This window comes from Roseovarius aestuarii (assembly GCF_019966515.1).
GTDB lineage: Bacteria > Pseudomonadota > Alphaproteobacteria > Rhodobacterales > Rhodobacteraceae > Roseovarius > Roseovarius aestuarii.
This window is the reverse complement of the sequence record NZ_JAIMIB010000001.1, coordinates 128,261-142,776: the sequence shown is the minus strand read 5'-3', so window position 1 is coordinate 142,776 and position 14,516 is coordinate 128,261. Positions and strand designations below refer to the sequence as shown.

Genomic DNA, 14,516 nt, shown 5'->3' with positions numbered 1-14,516 from the left:
GGCCCCCGGATCTATACTGGTTCAGACTTTGCCGCTTTGGTCGTCTTCTGTGCCTCTTGCATAACATCTTCGGCGGCCTCGATTTCGCTAACCGCCGCAATTCCGGCACAACGCGAGACCATTTCCAGCCACTCGCGAGCGTCCTCGACCATACGCTCCATCGAATGGCGTTGCCACTCGGCAATGGTCTGAAACGCCTCGGCAGGGTTTGCGCGCTCTTTCTCTGCCGATTCCCGTGCTGCGATCATCGCGGTTCGGGTGGCTTCGTGGCGGCGTTGAAACCAGCTACGGGTGAACGTCTCGGCCGTATCAAGCAGTTGTTCCTGCGTTTTCCAGAAATGTTCGGCCTGTGGCGCGATCAACGGATTTGCCGTTATCGCGCTTTGCATGGACTTGACGATATTTGAGAAGTTTTCGGGCATTTCGGATGTCGATTTCTTCTTGGTCATCAGAGTATCTCCCAACTGAGGATTATGTCCCGACCCGATTCTGCCAGATATTTGGCCGATGCTCTTTAACAGAGATCAAGAAGTTGGCGGGCAGACAGATTATTTCACCTGTCGTGCCCGAGCCGGCGCCGGTGTCTTCAAACTGATTTGCATCAAAGCCAGCCCGGTCAAAATGAACTAGTTGGGGCACACCCCTTTGACATCCGGTACAGGTATCAGATGCTACACCCCGCGCAATGCGACCCATCCGAAAACACGATCCTGCAAAGCTATGACAAGGCATTGCGGGCTATGGCATCGCATTACACGGCGGGTATTTCGCCCATCGCGCTTGCTTCGGCTTATGCGGACTGGGCGCTGCATCTGGCAACGGCGCCGGGCAAGCAACTGGAGCTGATTGAGAAAGCCGCAAGAAAGGCCATGCGGCTGACAACCCATGCTGCGCTTTGCTCAGGTGCAGCAAAAGCCGAAACACCCTGTATCCACCCGCTGCGGCAAGACAAGCGGTTCAAGGGAGAGGCCTGGCAGAAATGGCCCTACAACCTGATCTACCAGTCTTTCCTGCTTAATCAGCAGTGGTGGCACAACGCTACGACCGGTGTTCGCGGAGTAACCAGACAACACGAAGAGGTGGTGGAATTCGTTGCGCGCCAGATACTCGATCTCTATTCACCCTCGAATTTCGCCCTGACAAATCCCGAGGTGCGCGACAGGACCATTGCCGAAGGTGGAAAGAACCTGATGCGTGGCTGGCAGAATTTCATCGACGACGGGACGCGGCTGGCCAGTGGTCGGAACCCGGCGGGTAGCGATAATTTCAAGGTCGGTGAAAACATCGCCGTCAGCCCAGGCAAGGTGGTCTATCGCAACCGCCTGATCGAACTGATCCAATACACACCGACGACCGAAAAAGTCCGGCCCGAGCCGATCCTGATCGTGCCTGCCTGGATTATGAAATACTACATTCTCGATCTCAGTCCGGACAACTCTCTGGTTCGGTATCTGACCGGGCAGGGCTATACCGTCTTCATGATCTCTTGGAAGAACCCCGACGCAGATGATCGTGATCTGGGGATGGAGGATTATCGCAGGCTCGGCATCATGGAGGCGCTTGATGCAATCGGCAACATCAACGGCCCCGCGAAGGTGCACGCGACAGGTTATTGCCTGGGCGGTACCCTATTGGCAATTGCCGCCGCCGCAATGGCGCGGGATGGTGACAAGCGGCTGAAAAGCCTGACTTTCCTGGCGACACAGACCGATTTTACCGAGGCCGGAGAGTTGATGATGTTTATCAATGAAAGCCAGCTAAGCTTTCTTGAGGATATGATGTGGGAACAGGGTTATCTGGATACCCACCAGATGTCCGGCACGTTTCAGATTCTGCGGTCGAATGATCTGATCTGGTCGCGCATCGTGCACGATTACCTTATGGGCGAGCGTGCGCAGATGACCGACTTGATGGCCTGGAACGCTGATGCGACCCGCATGCCTTACCGTATGCATTCTGAATATCTGCGCAGGCTATTTCTTCAGAACGCGCTGGCCGAAGGGCGCTATCTGATTGGCGACCGCCCCGTGGCCCTATCAGACATTCGCGTACCGGTCTTTCTTGTGGGCACAGAACGCGACCACGTGGCGCCGTGGCGCTCAGTCTATAAATTCCATCTGCTGGCAGATACCGAGGTCACCTTTTTGCTGACGAGCGGAGGACATAATGCCGGCATCGTATCAGAACCGGATCATCCGCGCCGTCACTACCGGATAGCGGCGCGTGCGCATGACGATTGCTATATCGGCCCAAACGTCTGGTTCGACCAGACGCCAGTGGTTGAGGGGTCCTGGTGGCCTGCACTTGTCACTTGGCTGGATGCGCGTTCGGGAAAATGGAGGGCGCCGCCCTCGATGGGTGCGGCTGAAAAGGGGCTGAACCCGCTAGACAATGCGCCCGGAACCTATGTGATGCGGGAGTAACAACAGGGCGTTCTTTGAAAACAGTTTCGGAAATCGTCTGTCCGGCGAGCAACACCGTTGCGCTCAGGTTCGTGTGCCGCTAACGCAGCTTCGGCTTTGGTCTTATCCAGGCTGGAAGGTGCTGCGGTAAAGGTCTCGCCGGGTCTCTGAGGTTCGCAAAGACGTTCCGGCTAACTCAAATGCGCGCGGTGATACCTCATCCTGAAAATTCCAACTTTATCATTAGATTAAAGTGTTTCGACGATCCGTTAAATCCGTAGGGGAGAGCCTACATCTCGATCGTTTTGACGATGTAAGGTTCGTCAAACCAGTGTTCTTCCAGGTTGGGCCCGTCGCCTATCCGATCCACCACGGCGAACTGGCCCGGGGCGTTGATCGGGGCCAGCACACCGTGCCAGACACCGCGATGCAGGTTGATACTCTGCCCCGGCGCGGTCACGAAGGCTGTCGGATTGACCGGCGTGCCATTGTCGTCATCGGCCACGACCACCAGAAAGCGGGTCTGCGAGACCGGCATGAAGGCTTGGCTGCCCTCGGGGTGGCGCTCGACCATGTCCACCATATGCGGTAGGTGACGTGCCTTGGCATCAAACAGGCTGATACCCGCACGACCATCGGCAAAATCCAGTTGTGCCAGATCGTGGTGCCGCCCGCACATGCCCTGATTGATCATCTTGGTGGGTGCGCCCCGGGCTTCGATCACATCGCCATAGGGGGTAAAGGCCTCGGCGGTCAGCGGAGCTACGGTCAGGGTACGGTCAGTCATGGCAGCATATCCATCAACCGGAATTGCGCGATACGCTCGACCTGGCGGCAGGCCTCGGCAAACTCGGTTTCGGTGTCGTTGCCAATCCGCCGCTCGAACGCCGCTCGGATCGAAGCTTTGTCATGGTCGCGCACCGCGATGATGAAGGGAAACGCGTGCTTGGCGACATAGGTGCTGTTCAGCCTCTGGAACGTTTCGCGTTCGGCGTCGGTCAGCATATCAAGGCCCGCACCAGTTTGTTCCGATGTGCTTTCTGTCGTCAGTTTCCCTGCGGCCGCCAGTTTCCCGGCCAGATCGGGGTGAGCGGTCAACACACCTAGCCGCTCGGTCATGTCGGAACTGCGGAAGATGCGGCAAAGTGCATTGTGCATCCCCGTCGAACAGTCATGCGCGGGGCCAAGCTCCAGATCGAAAGCGCGCTCGGCAATCCACGGTGAATGTTCGAATATCCCGCCGAATTGTTCAACGAAGTCAGCTCTTGCCATCTGGCTCGGGCGATTGATCCGGACGGGTGGATGGGTCGCGGCCCAATGTTCGGCAATATCAATCCGGCGCGGGCACCACACGCCGGCAAAACCTTGGATGTAGTCGATAAATCTCTTGAGGCCCGCAATCTTGCCGGGCCGCCCGATCAGGCGGCAGTGCAAGCCGATCGACATCATTTTGGCCTGACCCTCGACCCCTTCTGCATAGAGCGTGTCAAAGGCGTCTTTCAGATACTGAAAAAACTGCTCGCCAGTGATCCAGCCGGGGCTGGTGGCAAAGCGCATGTCGTTGGCTTCCAGCGTGTAGGGGATGATCAACTGGTCGCGCTCTTCGATCTTGATCCAATAGGGTAAATCATCGTCGTAAGTATCAGAGATATAATCAAAACCACCAGTCTCCGCCACGAGACGTACGGTGTTTTCACTGCATCGGCCGGTGTACCAGCCGCGAGGCGCGGCGCCGACAACCTCGGTGTGCAGATGCACCGCCTCGGCGATGGCGGCTTGTTCTTCGGCCTCGGCCATGTCTTTGTGATCGACCCATTTGAGACCGTGGCTGGCAATCTCCCAACCCGCATCCTTCATCGCCTGAACCTGTTCCGGGCTACGTGCAAGAGCTGTCGCAACACCGTAGATGGTCAGCGGAATACCGGCCCCAGTAAACAGACGGTGCAGGCGCCAGAACCCCGCACGGGCGCCATATTCATAGAGCGATTCCATGTTCCAGTGACGCTGGCCGGGCCACGGGGCGGTGCCCGGAATGTCCGACAGGAACGCCTCGGAGGCGGCATCACCATGCAGGATGCAATTCTCGCCGCCTTCTTCGTAGTTCAGCACGAATTGCACGGCGATGTTGGCCTTACCCGGCCATTTCGGATCAGGGGCGTTAGGGCCATATCCGCGCATGTCGCGGGGATAGCGTTTCATGGGTGCATCTCCGGTGTCTTGGCCCGCAAATAAGGGCGAAATAGCCCCGTGGCCCGGTTGATCTTTGATTTCTTTCTAGAGCAAAAGAATGCGAATGGCTTTCTAAAATTACTTGAAAGAGCTATTTGAAGGAGCCCCATGTTCCCGTGCCTCAAAACGCGCAATAAGGGCTTGAATTCTTTGTTCCGTCGGGAAAATTGCAAGGAGATGCGAATGACCGGTTATCTGACGACACATGTGCTGGATACTGCGCGGGGGTGTCCGGCGGCGGGGATCAAGATTGAGCTTTATCGGATCATCGGCGAGACGCGCGAGCATCTCAAAACATTGCATACCAATGATGACGGGCGCACCGATGAGCAGATTCTGCCCGAAAGTGAATTTGCGTCAGGCACCTACGAGCTGGTGTTTTACGCAGGCGCCTATCTGGACGCGACAGGCGTGGCGAAAGAGGAGCCGCGGTTTCTGGATGTGGTGCCGCTGCAATTTGGAATGTCGGAAGCCGCGCATTACCACGTGCCGCTGCTGCTGTCGCCCTTCGGATATTCCACCTATCGCGGAAGCTGAGCGCGGCCCGAAGCGTGACGGATTGCGGCGCTACGCATCTTTGTGCGCACCGGAACCTGAAGATCGGACTTGACGTTAACCCCCCGGGCCTACCATGTAAGGCCATGAGATTTTGAACCAATGAACAGGGGGCCCAAAATGGCTTTTGAACTTCCCGATCTTCCTTATGCTCATGACGCGCTGGCCGATAACGGCATGTCGAAAGAGACGCTGGAATATCACCACGATCTGCACCACAACGCCTATGTCACCAATGGCAACGCCGCGATTGCGGGTACCGAGTGGGAAGGCAAATCGCTGGAAGAGATCATTACCGGTACCTACGATGCAAGTGCCGTCGCGCAATCGGGCATCTTCAACAACATCAGCCAGCTCTGGAACCACAACCAGTTCTGGGAGATGATGGGGCCGGGGGCCTCTTCCATGCCATCGGAGCTGGAAAGTGCACTGAAGGACAGCTTTGGCTCGGTCGATGAATTCAAATCGCAATTCTCTGCCGCAGGTGCGGGCCAGTTCGGCTCTGGATGGTGCTGGCTGGTGAAGAACGCCGATGGCGGGCTGGCGGTGACCAAGACCGAGAATGGCGTCAACCCACTCTGCTTCGGCCAGACTGCGCTTCTCGGCTGCGACGTGTGGGAGCATTCTTACTACATCGACTTCCGCAACAAACGCCCTGCCTACCTGACCAACTTCCTCGACAATCTGGTCAACTGGGAAAACGTCGCTTCGCGGATGTGACCGCGTTTCGAAGATTGAAAATGTCCCGTCAGCCCACAGGCTGGCGGGATTTTTCCTGAGATGGTCGAACATTTCCGCTGGTCCGGACATTGACCCCGCCCGGCACAATCGACAAAGTCCCAGCGGACAAACGGAGGCCGCATGCCAAAAATTTCACTGACTGAGATCGAAACCCTGACCAAGGCCGCGCTGGAACGGCACGGGGCCGAGCCTTGGATCGCCGCCGAGGTGGCACGGGCAGTCCGCAAAGCGGAATCCGTGGGCAATAAGATTTGCGGTCTTTATTATCTGGAAAGCTACTGCATGCAGTTGAGGTCGGGCCGAGTGAAGGGTGATGTCGAGCCAGTGGTGACACGGCCGAAACCGGGCACGGTGATGGTGGATGCAAAATTCGGCTTTGCGCAATCCGCCTTTGCCCGCGCACTGCCCGAAGCGATTGCAGCGGCGCGGGAGAACGGCGTGGCAAGCCTCGCAGTGGGGCACGCGCATACCTGCACCTCGCTGGGCTATTTCACCGAGCAGATCGCGGCCGAAGGGTTTGTGGCGCTAGGGATGACCAATGCCTCGCCCATCGTGGCGCCACCCGGTGGCAAGACACGGGTGATCGGCACCAACCCGATCGCCTTTTCTGTGCCTGACGGCAAGGGCGGGATTGCCATGCAGTTCGATCAGTCGACCACCACCGTGGCGCTTGGCAAGATCACCATGGCCAAGGCGGCGGGTGAAAGCATCCCCAAGGGCTGGGCCGTGGATGCTGACGGTAATCCTACCACCGACCCCGAAGCGGCACTTGGCGGCTCTCTGGTCAGCATGGGCGGCTATAAGGGCTGGGGCTTTGGCCTGATGGCGGAAATGCTGGCGGCAGGTATGACCGGTGGCGTTGTCAGCCGGGACGTAAAACCGCTGAAAGCGCCCGAAGGCCCGCCGCATGATCTGGGGCAGTATTACCTGATCATGGATCCCGGAACCTCGGGCGATTTTCAGGATCGTCTGGCCCGGGTGGCGGCGGGAGTTGCGATGGACGAAGGCGCGCGGATGCCAGGCCAAACCAAGCGGCATATGGATCCGGTTGATCTGGAAGATCACGTCTGGGCGCAATTACAGGAGCTGGCGGGAGCATAAGCCCCGCACCATGTTCGCGAGCGGGTGGTTTAGGGCCGTCAACGCAGCAATTTTTGACGCGTGGCCGGCCAGTCGGCAAGTGCCTCGCGCAGGATTTGCGGGTTTCCGAGGGCGTGAAATTACCGATGGTGATCTGACGTCCGAACCGCGCGGCGTGGTCAAGCCGGTATACTTCTTCGCGGCTGAAGGACGTGAACTTCCTGAGCGTGTAGTGGCGCGGTATCCGGTCGATCGGGTCAGCGCCGCCTCGTCTGTAACCCGCCAGCGATGGCGTTGCCATGCCCGCAAGGGCGGCTGACACAAGCCCCGTGGTAAAACTGCGTCGGGAGGGGTTTGGTAATTTGTACATGTCGGGTCTCCTTTTCATGCGGAACACATGGTACGGGCCACGAACACGATCAAAACATTAATCGGCGACGACTATGTGACCGGTCAGACCTGTTGTGTCACGAAAACGCCCGCGGCCATCAAGGCGATACCGCTGACGCGGGTAAGCGATAGCGGTGAGATCTGCGCGCCGAAAAGGCCGAAATGGTCGATTGCTGCGGCGCTGATCAACTGGCCCAGCAGAACGAAGAACACAGCGTTGCCGACCCCGAATTTCGGGGCCACCCAGGTAATGGTAAGAACGTAGAAAGCCACCAGGCAGCCCGCCAGCAGCAGGTGTTTGGGCGCCGTCACCACGCCCAACACCGCACGCGGCTGCCCCATCGCCAGGATCATTAGCGTGCTGAGTAAGGCCACGCAGAACAGGATGCTGGCTGCCGCCACCGGCGAGCCCAGTCGCGTGCCGAGCGCCGCGTTCAGGGCGGCCAAAACCGGGATGCCGATCCCGGCAATAAGCATGATCAGCGCATAGGACACGGTAGGTGGCATCTGTTCTTCTCCGGCAGGTTTCTCAACCGAAGGTATACACATGGTATCAGTGTGATCCAGATCAATGTGAGGGACGCCGGTTCGGGTTGAAATGGGGCGCGGGCCAGACAAGTCCCGGTCACGAGGAGAAGCGCGATGAAGGCGGTTTGGATATTTATAGTGGCTTTGTTTCTACCAGGTTTGCCGGCGATGGCGCAGGACATTAGGGCAGGGGAAGAGACTTATCTGCGCTATTGCGCAACCTGCCATGGATTGGATGCCTCGGGTCACGGTCCGATGCGGTCGGTGCTGACGGTCCAGCCCGCTGATCTGACACGGCTCACGGCCGAGAACGGCGGGGTTTTCCCATTGTTTCGTGTGGTACAGAGGATCGACGGGCGTGATCCATTGGTCGCACATGGCAGTCCGATGCCGATCTATGGCGATCTGTTCGAGGGCCGGGATACCAGTCTCAAAACCGATGCAGGCCAACCGGTGATGACCAGTAGGCCGGTGGCCGATCTGGTGGCTTATATCCGGACGTTGCAGGTTGAATGAGGCGGTGTAATTGATCCGGGCGCCTGCCGTGCTATGTCTTTGCACGGAGGTATCCTATGCGACATTTTTTGTTTTCCCTGCTGGCGACCCTCGCCCTGTGCGCGCCCGTCCGCGCGGATGAGGCGGCGATAAGAGGGATAATCGCCTCCCAGATCGAAGCGTTTCAGGCGGATGATTTCGCCACCGCCTTCGGCTTTGCCAGCCCGACGATCCGGCAGATTTTCCGCACGCCCGAGAATTTTGGCACTATGGTGCGGCAGGGCTATCCGATGGTCTGGCGGCCTGCCGATGTAGAGTTCCTGTCGACAGACATGATCGACGGCCAGCTATGGCAAAACGTCATGATCCGCAATCAGCAGGGTGAATTGTTTATTCTGGAATACGAGATGATCCCACTGGGTGATGGCTGGAAGATCAACGCGGTGCGTATGCGCGAGGCGCCGGGTGGCACCGTCTGAAAGGTGTCCGTCGCCGATGTCAGAATTCGCGCCAGATACCGACTTTTGCGGCGTAGGCATCGTAATTCAAGATGCCGGTGGTAACGCCGATTTCGATAAACCTTTTTGATTTTCGGCGGCTTTTGTGCCGCTTGCGCTGCTTTCGTTCGAACACCACCGATGGCGCGAATTTCAGATAATCCGAGCCGGTGCTCGGCATTCCGCCCTGCAGCTGCAGGATTGCCTTGATGCGTTTTGAGACGTTGAGGCCAACGGTGAAATCTGCCTCGATCCGATTGGTGCCGGTGCCGCCAATCAGAAGGGCGCGGGTATCGAGCGTTATCCAGCCGTCACGATCCCAGAGCCGGTAACCTCGACCGATGGAAAAGCCGGGCCTGATGGTGGTTTCGCTATCGACCAGCCCGATGCCGATTTCTGCGGCCAGCAGCCACGGGCGACCTTTGTTGGCGATCGGTACGCGCAGAAACGCGATGGCCTTGTCGGTGCGGATATCGCTGCCACTGTAATCGATCCCAAGGGTGAATGTGTCACTCAGCCCGTATTCGCCGTAAAGCGAGCCGAACTGACTGATCTGGCCGGTGTCTTCGCTGTATTCGCCATTCGCATGGGCGGAATAGAACAACTTTCCCTGCCACGCGGCCAGGGCCCGGCTTGGGCCTGTGTCCCGAGCAGCAGAAAAAGAACGAGAATGCGCAGCATGGTTTCCTCCGCGTTAACCCTCCTTAAAATTAGTAAAGCGAGTGTTAAGGCAGCTAGGAATTGCCGTTGCCGCCCAACCTGCTAGGCTGAGGGCAATGAGGAGGAGTGCCATGCCCGTTATCGCAAAATCCGACAGCCATCAGACCGTGATCACCACCTTTGAAATGACCCCCGGCACCTGCCAGGACCTGCTGGATATGCTGACCTCGGCCTATGAGGAGTTCATCTCGAAGCAACCCGGGTTCATCGCGGCGGGGCTACATGTGAACGACGCGCAGACGCGGATCGCAAATTATTCACAATGGCAGCGGCGCGAAGATTTCCAGGCCATGTTGCGCAGCGACGAGATGCGTAGGCGCAACCGCGCGATCAACGAGCTGTGCAAAAGCTTCGAGCCGGTCATGTACGAGGTCGCCGCGACCTTCGACTGACCTGCATCAAGGCGCGCAGCCGGTTCTTGTGCCACGATCATCGGAAGCAACTCAATGGAGGATTCCGATGTACAACAACATATTGGTGCCAATCTCGTTTGATCAGGAAAGGGATACGGCCGGCGCCGTCGATGTGGCCCGCACGCTTGCCGAGGAGGGGGCGCAGCTTACCCTGCTGCATGTGATCGAACATATTCCCGACTACGCGGCAGTGCATCTGCCGGATAAGCTGCTGGCAAACCGGCGGGCAGAGGTGAATGCAGCGATGGAAAACGCCGTGGCCGACGTGCCGCATTCAAAGGGCGAGGTCGTCTCGGGTCATGCCGGACGTACGATCCTGGACTGGGCCAGGGAACATGATGTGGATTGCATTGTTATCGCCAGTCATCGCCCGGGCATGCAGGATCTGCTGCTTGGGTCGACCGCTGCCAAGGTGGTGCGCCACGCACCCTGCGCGGTGCATGTTCTTCGGTGAAATTTGGTCTGGCGTGATCGCGGCTTGCTGTGCTAGCGCTGATGCATGAACAAGATCATTGCCCTCTGGTCGCATCCGCGATCAATGTCTACCGCGACCGAGCGCGTGATGCGCGAGCGCGGTGATCTTTGGTGCGCGCATGAGCCCTTCATGTATGACTATTACGTGCATCGCGGGGTGGCGCGGATGCCGCATTTCGAGGTGCAGCCGGATCATCCGGTGCGCTACGAGGATATCCGCGACATGCTTGTCGCGCGGGCTGAGGATGAGCCGGTGTTTTTCAAGGATATGGCCTATTACGTGATGCCGCGCATTCTGTCCGATCCGGAGTTTATCCAGCGGCTGACCCACGTATTTCTGATCCGCAGCCCGGTGGCCTCTATCCTGTCCTACTACAAGCTTGATCCTGGCGTGACAGCAGAAGAGGTGGGTGTCGAGGCGCAGTGGCAGCTTTATGAGGCGCTGAGCGGCATGGGCGCCGACCCGGTCGTGATCGAGGCAGAGGCCGTACAAAGCGACGCACACGGCGTTATGTCCGCCCTTTGGCAACGTATCGGTTTGCCGTTCCGGGCCGAGGCGTTCGAGTGGCAGGAAGCGGTGCCCGAGGACTGGGAGCAGGTCGGGAACTGGCATGGCGAGGCCAGCAACTCGACCGGTATTCGCCCGATAGACAGTGGCGAGACGGCGCGCAAAGAGCGAGAATTCGAAGTGCTTCGTCAGTCCGTACCGCAACTGGGCGCGTTTCTGGAGCAGCATGAGCCCTGCTACCGCCGACTGAAGGCCGTGGCCCTACCCGGCGGATAGGGACGTCACGCTATCCGCACCATCAACACCATCGATACGAGAGCGCAGGCGATACCTAGATATTCGCGCGTATAAAGTTGCTCGTCGAAGTAGAGCGCGCCAATGGCGCAGAGCGCCAGCAGCGAAAACATCGAGAATGCCACGCCCGCCTGCGCCAGCGTCACATGATGAAGTGCAAAGAACCACAGCACCGCTGACGAGGCGTAAAGCGCGCAGCCGGTGAGAACTAATGACGAATGCACCGGTTGTCCGCCATCCGCTGCCAGTTTGATCAGATAGTCGCCCAAAATGACGATCAGGGCAGTGAACAGGGAAAAGGCGAAGCCGAAGATAAGAGCCATGAGCTAAAAATACTCCTGATGTAGGAGGGAAAAATGATCCGGTAAGACCGGTCGGGAAAAGTCGCGCCCCGAGTAAAATGCTGGCCCCGGGGCGCTGGTACAAATCAACAAATCAATAGTTAATAACCGCCATGATCGTGCATGGGGCGGTACTTCACAAGTCAGGAGAACCTTACCTCGGATGGGTTTTCATCGTGTACTGCGATACCGAACCGGTTCAGGATGCACTTCTTTGCTCTTCTGCGCTGATGGTTTCACGCAATTCATCCAGGCTTAGGGGATATCCGAAATAGAAACCTTGAACCGCGTTGCATTTCTCTGATCTTAGGAAAGCCAGCTCTTCTTCTATTTCAACGCCCTCGGCCAGTACCGGGATGTTCAAAGCAGCACCCAGCAGCAACGTCGAGCGGACAATTGCTGCTCGCTGTTCGTCGTTGTGGACATCCCGGACAAAACTTCGGTCAATCTTGATTTTGTCGAAAGGAAAGGCACGAAGCGTCGCAAGTGACGAATACCCTGTGCCGAAATCATCCATAGCAATCCGGACACCCATATCCTTCAGCCGATGCATCACCTTCAGGGTATGTGCCTGGTCGTCAATGATGCTGGCTTCGGTTACTTCCAGTTCAAGCCGCTCAGCCGGTAAACGGCTTTCCATAAGGATGTCAGCGACATGCTCGACAAAGGACGGCTGAACAAGCTGCTGAGGCGCCACGTTGACCGCGATACCAAAGGGACGCTGCCAGCTCGCCGCCTCAAAACAAGCGCTTCGAAGAACCCAAAGCCCGATTTCGCGAATCAATCCGGTTTCTTCAGCGATGGGGATAAACTCATCTGGTGGGATACGACCACGGGTCGGATGGTTCCAGCGCAGGAGCACTTCGAAGCCGGTGGGTTCCAATGATGTGATGCTGTTCTGTAACTGATAGACAAGTTCGAACTGATCGTTGGAAAGCGCATTTCGCAGATCACTGATCATGACCAGGCGATCACGGCTCTGCTGATCGATTTCGGAATTGAACACGCAGATGCGGCATTCGGGTTCGGATTTGGCCCGACACATGGCCAGATCCGATTTGTGCAGCAATTCATTCAACTCCTGGCCATCTTGGATCGTCGTGGCTATTCCGATGGACCCTCCAACCGCAATCGTAAAGCTGGCCGTCTCGATCGGCTCCACAATCAAGGCATGCAGCCGTTCGGCAAATGCGACAACCTGCTCTACACGGCGAAAATTTCTGGTCAGCGCGATGAATTCATCCCCGCCTGCGCGGGCGATAAACTCATCAGTCTCCAAGGTTTGCGAGAGGCGCCCCGCAACCGTGGTGAGAACGGCATCACCCACTGCATGTCCATAAAGATCGTTCACCTGCTTGAACAGATCGAGATCGATGGTCAGGACAGCAACTTTTTCGGTTTCGTCTTCGCGAAGCCGGTCGGCAAGGTCTGCCATGGTTTTCATCATATGCATACGGTTGGGCAAACCGGTCAGCGGGTCGTGCAAGGCCGCATGTTTCAACTGCCCACGGGTTTCACTCTCAAGGTTGATCTCAATGCTGAAAGACGCGAAGCCGACCAGGAAAAGGATGCCGGTGACAGCCATGACCAGTAAACTAAAGCCCGAATCCGCAATGATTTCTGGCGGTACCTCGATGGACATGTCTAATCTTGTGGTAAATGCGCTCATGGCGGTGAAATGCATCGAGCAAATTGCCAGGACGATCAGTACCGCCGCTCCCATCCAGCAGTAGCGCGTATAGGGGCGCGCAATCCGGTGATAGGCCACGGTGCCCAGAGCGCCGCCCAGGCCAACGGACATCAGAACTCGATCCGCTTCCCAGATGATCTCACCGGGCAAAAGATATGCTGACATGCCAAGATAATGCATTGCCGAGACAGTCAATCCAAAGAGGGCGCCGCCGATAAGATGCCTGGCGCGTGGCTTCGCGAATGCCAGAATTGTGTTTGAAATTAGCAGCCCTGCCGTCGCAACAGCAAACGATAACCCGGTGAAGACTGGTTCGTAACCGTGATCAAGCCCCGGATCGTAGGCCAGCATCGCGATGAAATGCGTGGACCAGATCGTTGTACCACCAATGATGCTGGCTAGCGCCAGTTGAAACAGTTTGCGCCTGCCGGTCGTACGGATCATCCGCCGCGACAACAGAACCGAAAGGCACGACCCGGTCACGCATACCAGCACTGCCAGCGCGAGCAGTCCATAGTCGTGTTCTTGTGTAATACATGCGAAAACGCGATACATGGAAGCTACCGGATACAGATTACGAAGACTCCGGTGAATGGCATGCCCGCGGTTAAGTCTTTGCTACCCGAATGATCTGAAAAACATACAACTTCTCTCTCTTTGGAAAGATATTGATTGTTGTTTGGGTGTAGGAGTGCCAGTCAAACGACACGCGGATAGGCTCTTTTCTTTTGCGCTAATCCGTCGGTTTCTCCGTCCCTGCCTGTTGAGCACCGCCAAACTGCACTGCTAGTTCGGTGGTGCGCGTGAACCTTGCCGCCCTGAATCGTGTGTTTTTCTGGCATTTAGCCACCTTACCGAAAACTGTATCGTTTTGGGTAAACAATAAGTTAGGGATTTTGCGGGAATGGGTTTGACGCGAAAACGTTATACCTTTTTAATATTTATGGTAATTTTGGTAGCGGAGGAGGGACTTGAACCCCCGACACGCGGATTATGATTCCGTTTCATTCTGTTTTGGCGGGTGTTTCCGAGACAATCCACAGACGTCCAAACCCGTACAGAATTAGGCTGTAAACCTTTATAAATTAAAGCACTTATGAATTGTCCCCCGGATAACTATTGTCTATACTTGTCCATGAGCATCCATGTATAGCCAGGC

At 57.1% G+C, this 14,516-nt stretch carries 17 protein-coding genes; 10 read left to right on the top strand and 7 right to left on the bottom strand.

All coding sequences use genetic code 11. The features are described from left to right. Window positions 1-11: 11 nt before the first annotated feature. Complete coding sequence (locus LC334_RS00700) at window positions 12-449, bottom strand: hypothetical protein (RefSeq protein WP_085798317.1); 438 nt, start codon at window positions 447-449, stop codon at window positions 12-14. Window positions 450-668: 219 nt separating this feature from the next. On the opposite strand from LC334_RS00700, the gene LC334_RS00695 reads away from it, so the two are divergent. Beyond that, window positions 669-2,423 carry a PHA/PHB synthase family protein gene (locus LC334_RS00695; protein WP_085798316.1) on the top strand — a complete coding sequence of 585 codons (1,755 nt, stop codon included), beginning with the start codon at window positions 669-671 and terminating at the stop codon, window positions 2,421-2,423. A 268-nt stretch (window positions 2,424-2,691) separates the two neighbouring features. Here the strand turns inward: LC334_RS00695 and LC334_RS00690 are convergent, their stop codons facing one another. Continuing rightward, window positions 2,692-3,189, bottom strand: a complete 498-nt coding sequence (locus tag LC334_RS00690) for an ureidoglycolate lyase (RefSeq protein ID WP_085798315.1) — start codon at window positions 3,187-3,189, stop codon at window positions 2,692-2,694. After that, on the bottom strand, window positions 3,186-4,601 hold the full coding sequence (gene puuE / locus LC334_RS00685; RefSeq protein WP_085798314.1) for an allantoinase PuuE: 1,416 nt from the start codon (window positions 4,599-4,601) through the stop codon (window positions 3,186-3,188). The genes LC334_RS00690 and puuE overlap by 4 nt, the downstream gene beginning before the upstream one ends. Before the next feature lie 213 nt (window positions 4,602-4,814). Between puuE and uraH the strand changes: the two genes are divergently transcribed. The 4 genes from uraH (at window position 4,815) to LC334_RS00665 (ending at window position 7,326) form a co-directional block, all read left to right on the top strand. Then, a complete protein-coding gene (gene uraH, locus LC334_RS00680) occupies window positions 4,815-5,168 on the top strand; it encodes a hydroxyisourate hydrolase (protein ID WP_085798313.1) in 354 nt (117 codons plus the stop codon). A gap of 138 nt (window positions 5,169-5,306) precedes the next feature. Beyond that, window positions 5,307-5,906, top strand: a complete 600-nt coding sequence (locus LC334_RS00675; RefSeq protein ID WP_085798312.1) for a superoxide dismutase — start codon at window positions 5,307-5,309, stop codon at window positions 5,904-5,906. Window positions 5,907-6,047: 141 nt separating this feature from the next. Beyond that, complete coding sequence (locus LC334_RS00670) at window positions 6,048-7,028, top strand: Ldh family oxidoreductase (RefSeq protein WP_085798311.1); 981 nt, start codon at window positions 6,048-6,050, stop codon at window positions 7,026-7,028. A gap of 79 nt (window positions 7,029-7,107) precedes the next feature. Then, a complete protein-coding gene (locus LC334_RS00665; RefSeq protein ID WP_223412831.1) occupies window positions 7,108-7,326 on the top strand; it encodes a hypothetical protein in 219 nt (72 codons plus the stop codon). A gap of 134 nt (window positions 7,327-7,460) precedes the next feature. Here LC334_RS00665 and LC334_RS00660 read toward each other — a convergent pair whose 3' ends face one another. After that, entirely contained in the window at window positions 7,461-7,904 is a 444-nt protein-coding gene (locus LC334_RS00660) for a DMT family transporter (protein ID WP_085798754.1), read from the bottom strand. A gap of 189 nt (window positions 7,905-8,093) precedes the next feature. On the opposite strand from LC334_RS00660, the gene LC334_RS00655 reads away from it, so the two are divergent. Then, entirely contained in the window at window positions 8,094-8,441 is a 348-nt protein-coding gene (locus tag LC334_RS00655; RefSeq protein ID WP_223412830.1) for a c-type cytochrome, read from the top strand. 56 nt (window positions 8,442-8,497) lie between these two features. After that, window positions 8,498-8,899 (top strand): DUF4864 domain-containing protein, encoded by a 402-nt coding sequence (locus LC334_RS00650; protein WP_085798308.1) that lies wholly within the window; start codon window positions 8,498-8,500, stop codon window positions 8,897-8,899. A gap of 19 nt (window positions 8,900-8,918) precedes the next feature. Here the strand turns inward: LC334_RS00650 and LC334_RS00645 are convergent, their stop codons facing one another. Next, entirely contained in the window at window positions 8,919-9,521 is a 603-nt protein-coding gene (locus tag LC334_RS00645) for a hypothetical protein (protein ID WP_085798307.1), read from the bottom strand. A 187-nt stretch (window positions 9,522-9,708) separates the two neighbouring features. Here LC334_RS00645 and LC334_RS00640 point away from each other — a divergent pair, with 187 nt between their 5' ends. From LC334_RS00640 to LC334_RS00630, 3 genes are all read left to right on the top strand, one after another. Then, on the top strand, window positions 9,709-10,029 hold the full coding sequence (locus tag LC334_RS00640) for an antibiotic biosynthesis monooxygenase family protein (protein ID WP_085798306.1): 321 nt from the start codon (window positions 9,709-9,711) through the stop codon (window positions 10,027-10,029). Between the two features lie 67 nt (window positions 10,030-10,096). Beyond that, window positions 10,097-10,504 (top strand): universal stress protein, encoded by a 408-nt coding sequence (locus tag LC334_RS00635; protein ID WP_085798305.1) that lies wholly within the window; start codon window positions 10,097-10,099, stop codon window positions 10,502-10,504. Between the two features lie 45 nt (window positions 10,505-10,549). After that, window positions 10,550-11,308, top strand: a complete 759-nt coding sequence (locus LC334_RS00630) for a sulfotransferase-like domain-containing protein (protein ID WP_085798304.1) — start codon at window positions 10,550-10,552, stop codon at window positions 11,306-11,308. A gap of 5 nt (window positions 11,309-11,313) precedes the next feature. On the opposite strand, the gene LC334_RS00625 is transcribed toward LC334_RS00630, so the two are convergent. Both LC334_RS00625 and LC334_RS00620 read right to left on the bottom strand, forming a co-directional pair. Continuing rightward, window positions 11,314-11,649, bottom strand: a complete 336-nt coding sequence (locus LC334_RS00625; protein ID WP_085798303.1) for a hypothetical protein — start codon at window positions 11,647-11,649, stop codon at window positions 11,314-11,316. Window positions 11,650-11,866: 217 nt separating this feature from the next. Beyond that, on the bottom strand, window positions 11,867-13,912 hold the full coding sequence (locus tag LC334_RS00620; RefSeq protein WP_085798302.1) for a putative bifunctional diguanylate cyclase/phosphodiesterase: 2,046 nt from the start codon (window positions 13,910-13,912) through the stop codon (window positions 11,867-11,869). Between the last annotated feature and the right edge of the window lie 604 nt (window positions 13,913-14,516).

Coding starts and splice junctions, on each gene's coding strand:
- LC334_RS00635 (WP_085798305.1), top strand. CDS start 10,097: ATGTACAACAACATATTGGTGCCAATCTCGTTTGATCAGGAAAGGGAT.
- LC334_RS00625 (WP_085798303.1), bottom strand. CDS start 11,649: ATGGCTCTTATCTTCGGCTTCGCCTTTTCCCTGTTCACTGCCCTGATC.
- LC334_RS00660 (WP_085798754.1), bottom strand. CDS start 7,904: ATGCCACCTACCGTGTCCTATGCGCTGATCATGCTTATTGCCGGGATC.
- LC334_RS00650 (WP_085798308.1), top strand. CDS start 8,498: ATGCGACATTTTTTGTTTTCCCTGCTGGCGACCCTCGCCCTGTGCGCG.
- LC334_RS00695 (WP_085798316.1), top strand. CDS start 669: ATGCTACACCCCGCGCAATGCGACCCATCCGAAAACACGATCCTGCAA.
- LC334_RS00670 (WP_085798311.1), top strand. CDS start 6,048: ATGCCAAAAATTTCACTGACTGAGATCGAAACCCTGACCAAGGCCGCG.
- LC334_RS00690 (WP_085798315.1), bottom strand. CDS start 3,189: ATGACTGACCGTACCCTGACCGTAGCTCCGCTGACCGCCGAGGCCTTT.
- puuE (WP_085798314.1), bottom strand. CDS start 4,601: ATGAAACGCTATCCCCGCGACATGCGCGGATATGGCCCTAACGCCCCT.
- LC334_RS00675 (WP_085798312.1), top strand. CDS start 5,307: ATGGCTTTTGAACTTCCCGATCTTCCTTATGCTCATGACGCGCTGGCC.
- LC334_RS00620 (WP_085798302.1), bottom strand. CDS start 13,912: ATGTATCGCGTTTTCGCATGTATTACACAAGAACACGACTATGGACTG.
- LC334_RS00640 (WP_085798306.1), top strand. CDS start 9,709: ATGCCCGTTATCGCAAAATCCGACAGCCATCAGACCGTGATCACCACC.
- LC334_RS00655 (WP_223412830.1), top strand. CDS start 8,094: ATGGCGCAGGACATTAGGGCAGGGGAAGAGACTTATCTGCGCTATTGC.
- uraH (WP_085798313.1), top strand. CDS start 4,815: ATGACCGGTTATCTGACGACACATGTGCTGGATACTGCGCGGGGGTGT.
- LC334_RS00630 (WP_085798304.1), top strand. CDS start 10,550: ATGAACAAGATCATTGCCCTCTGGTCGCATCCGCGATCAATGTCTACC.
- LC334_RS00700 (WP_085798317.1), bottom strand. CDS start 449: ATGACCAAGAAGAAATCGACATCCGAAATGCCCGAAAACTTCTCAAAT.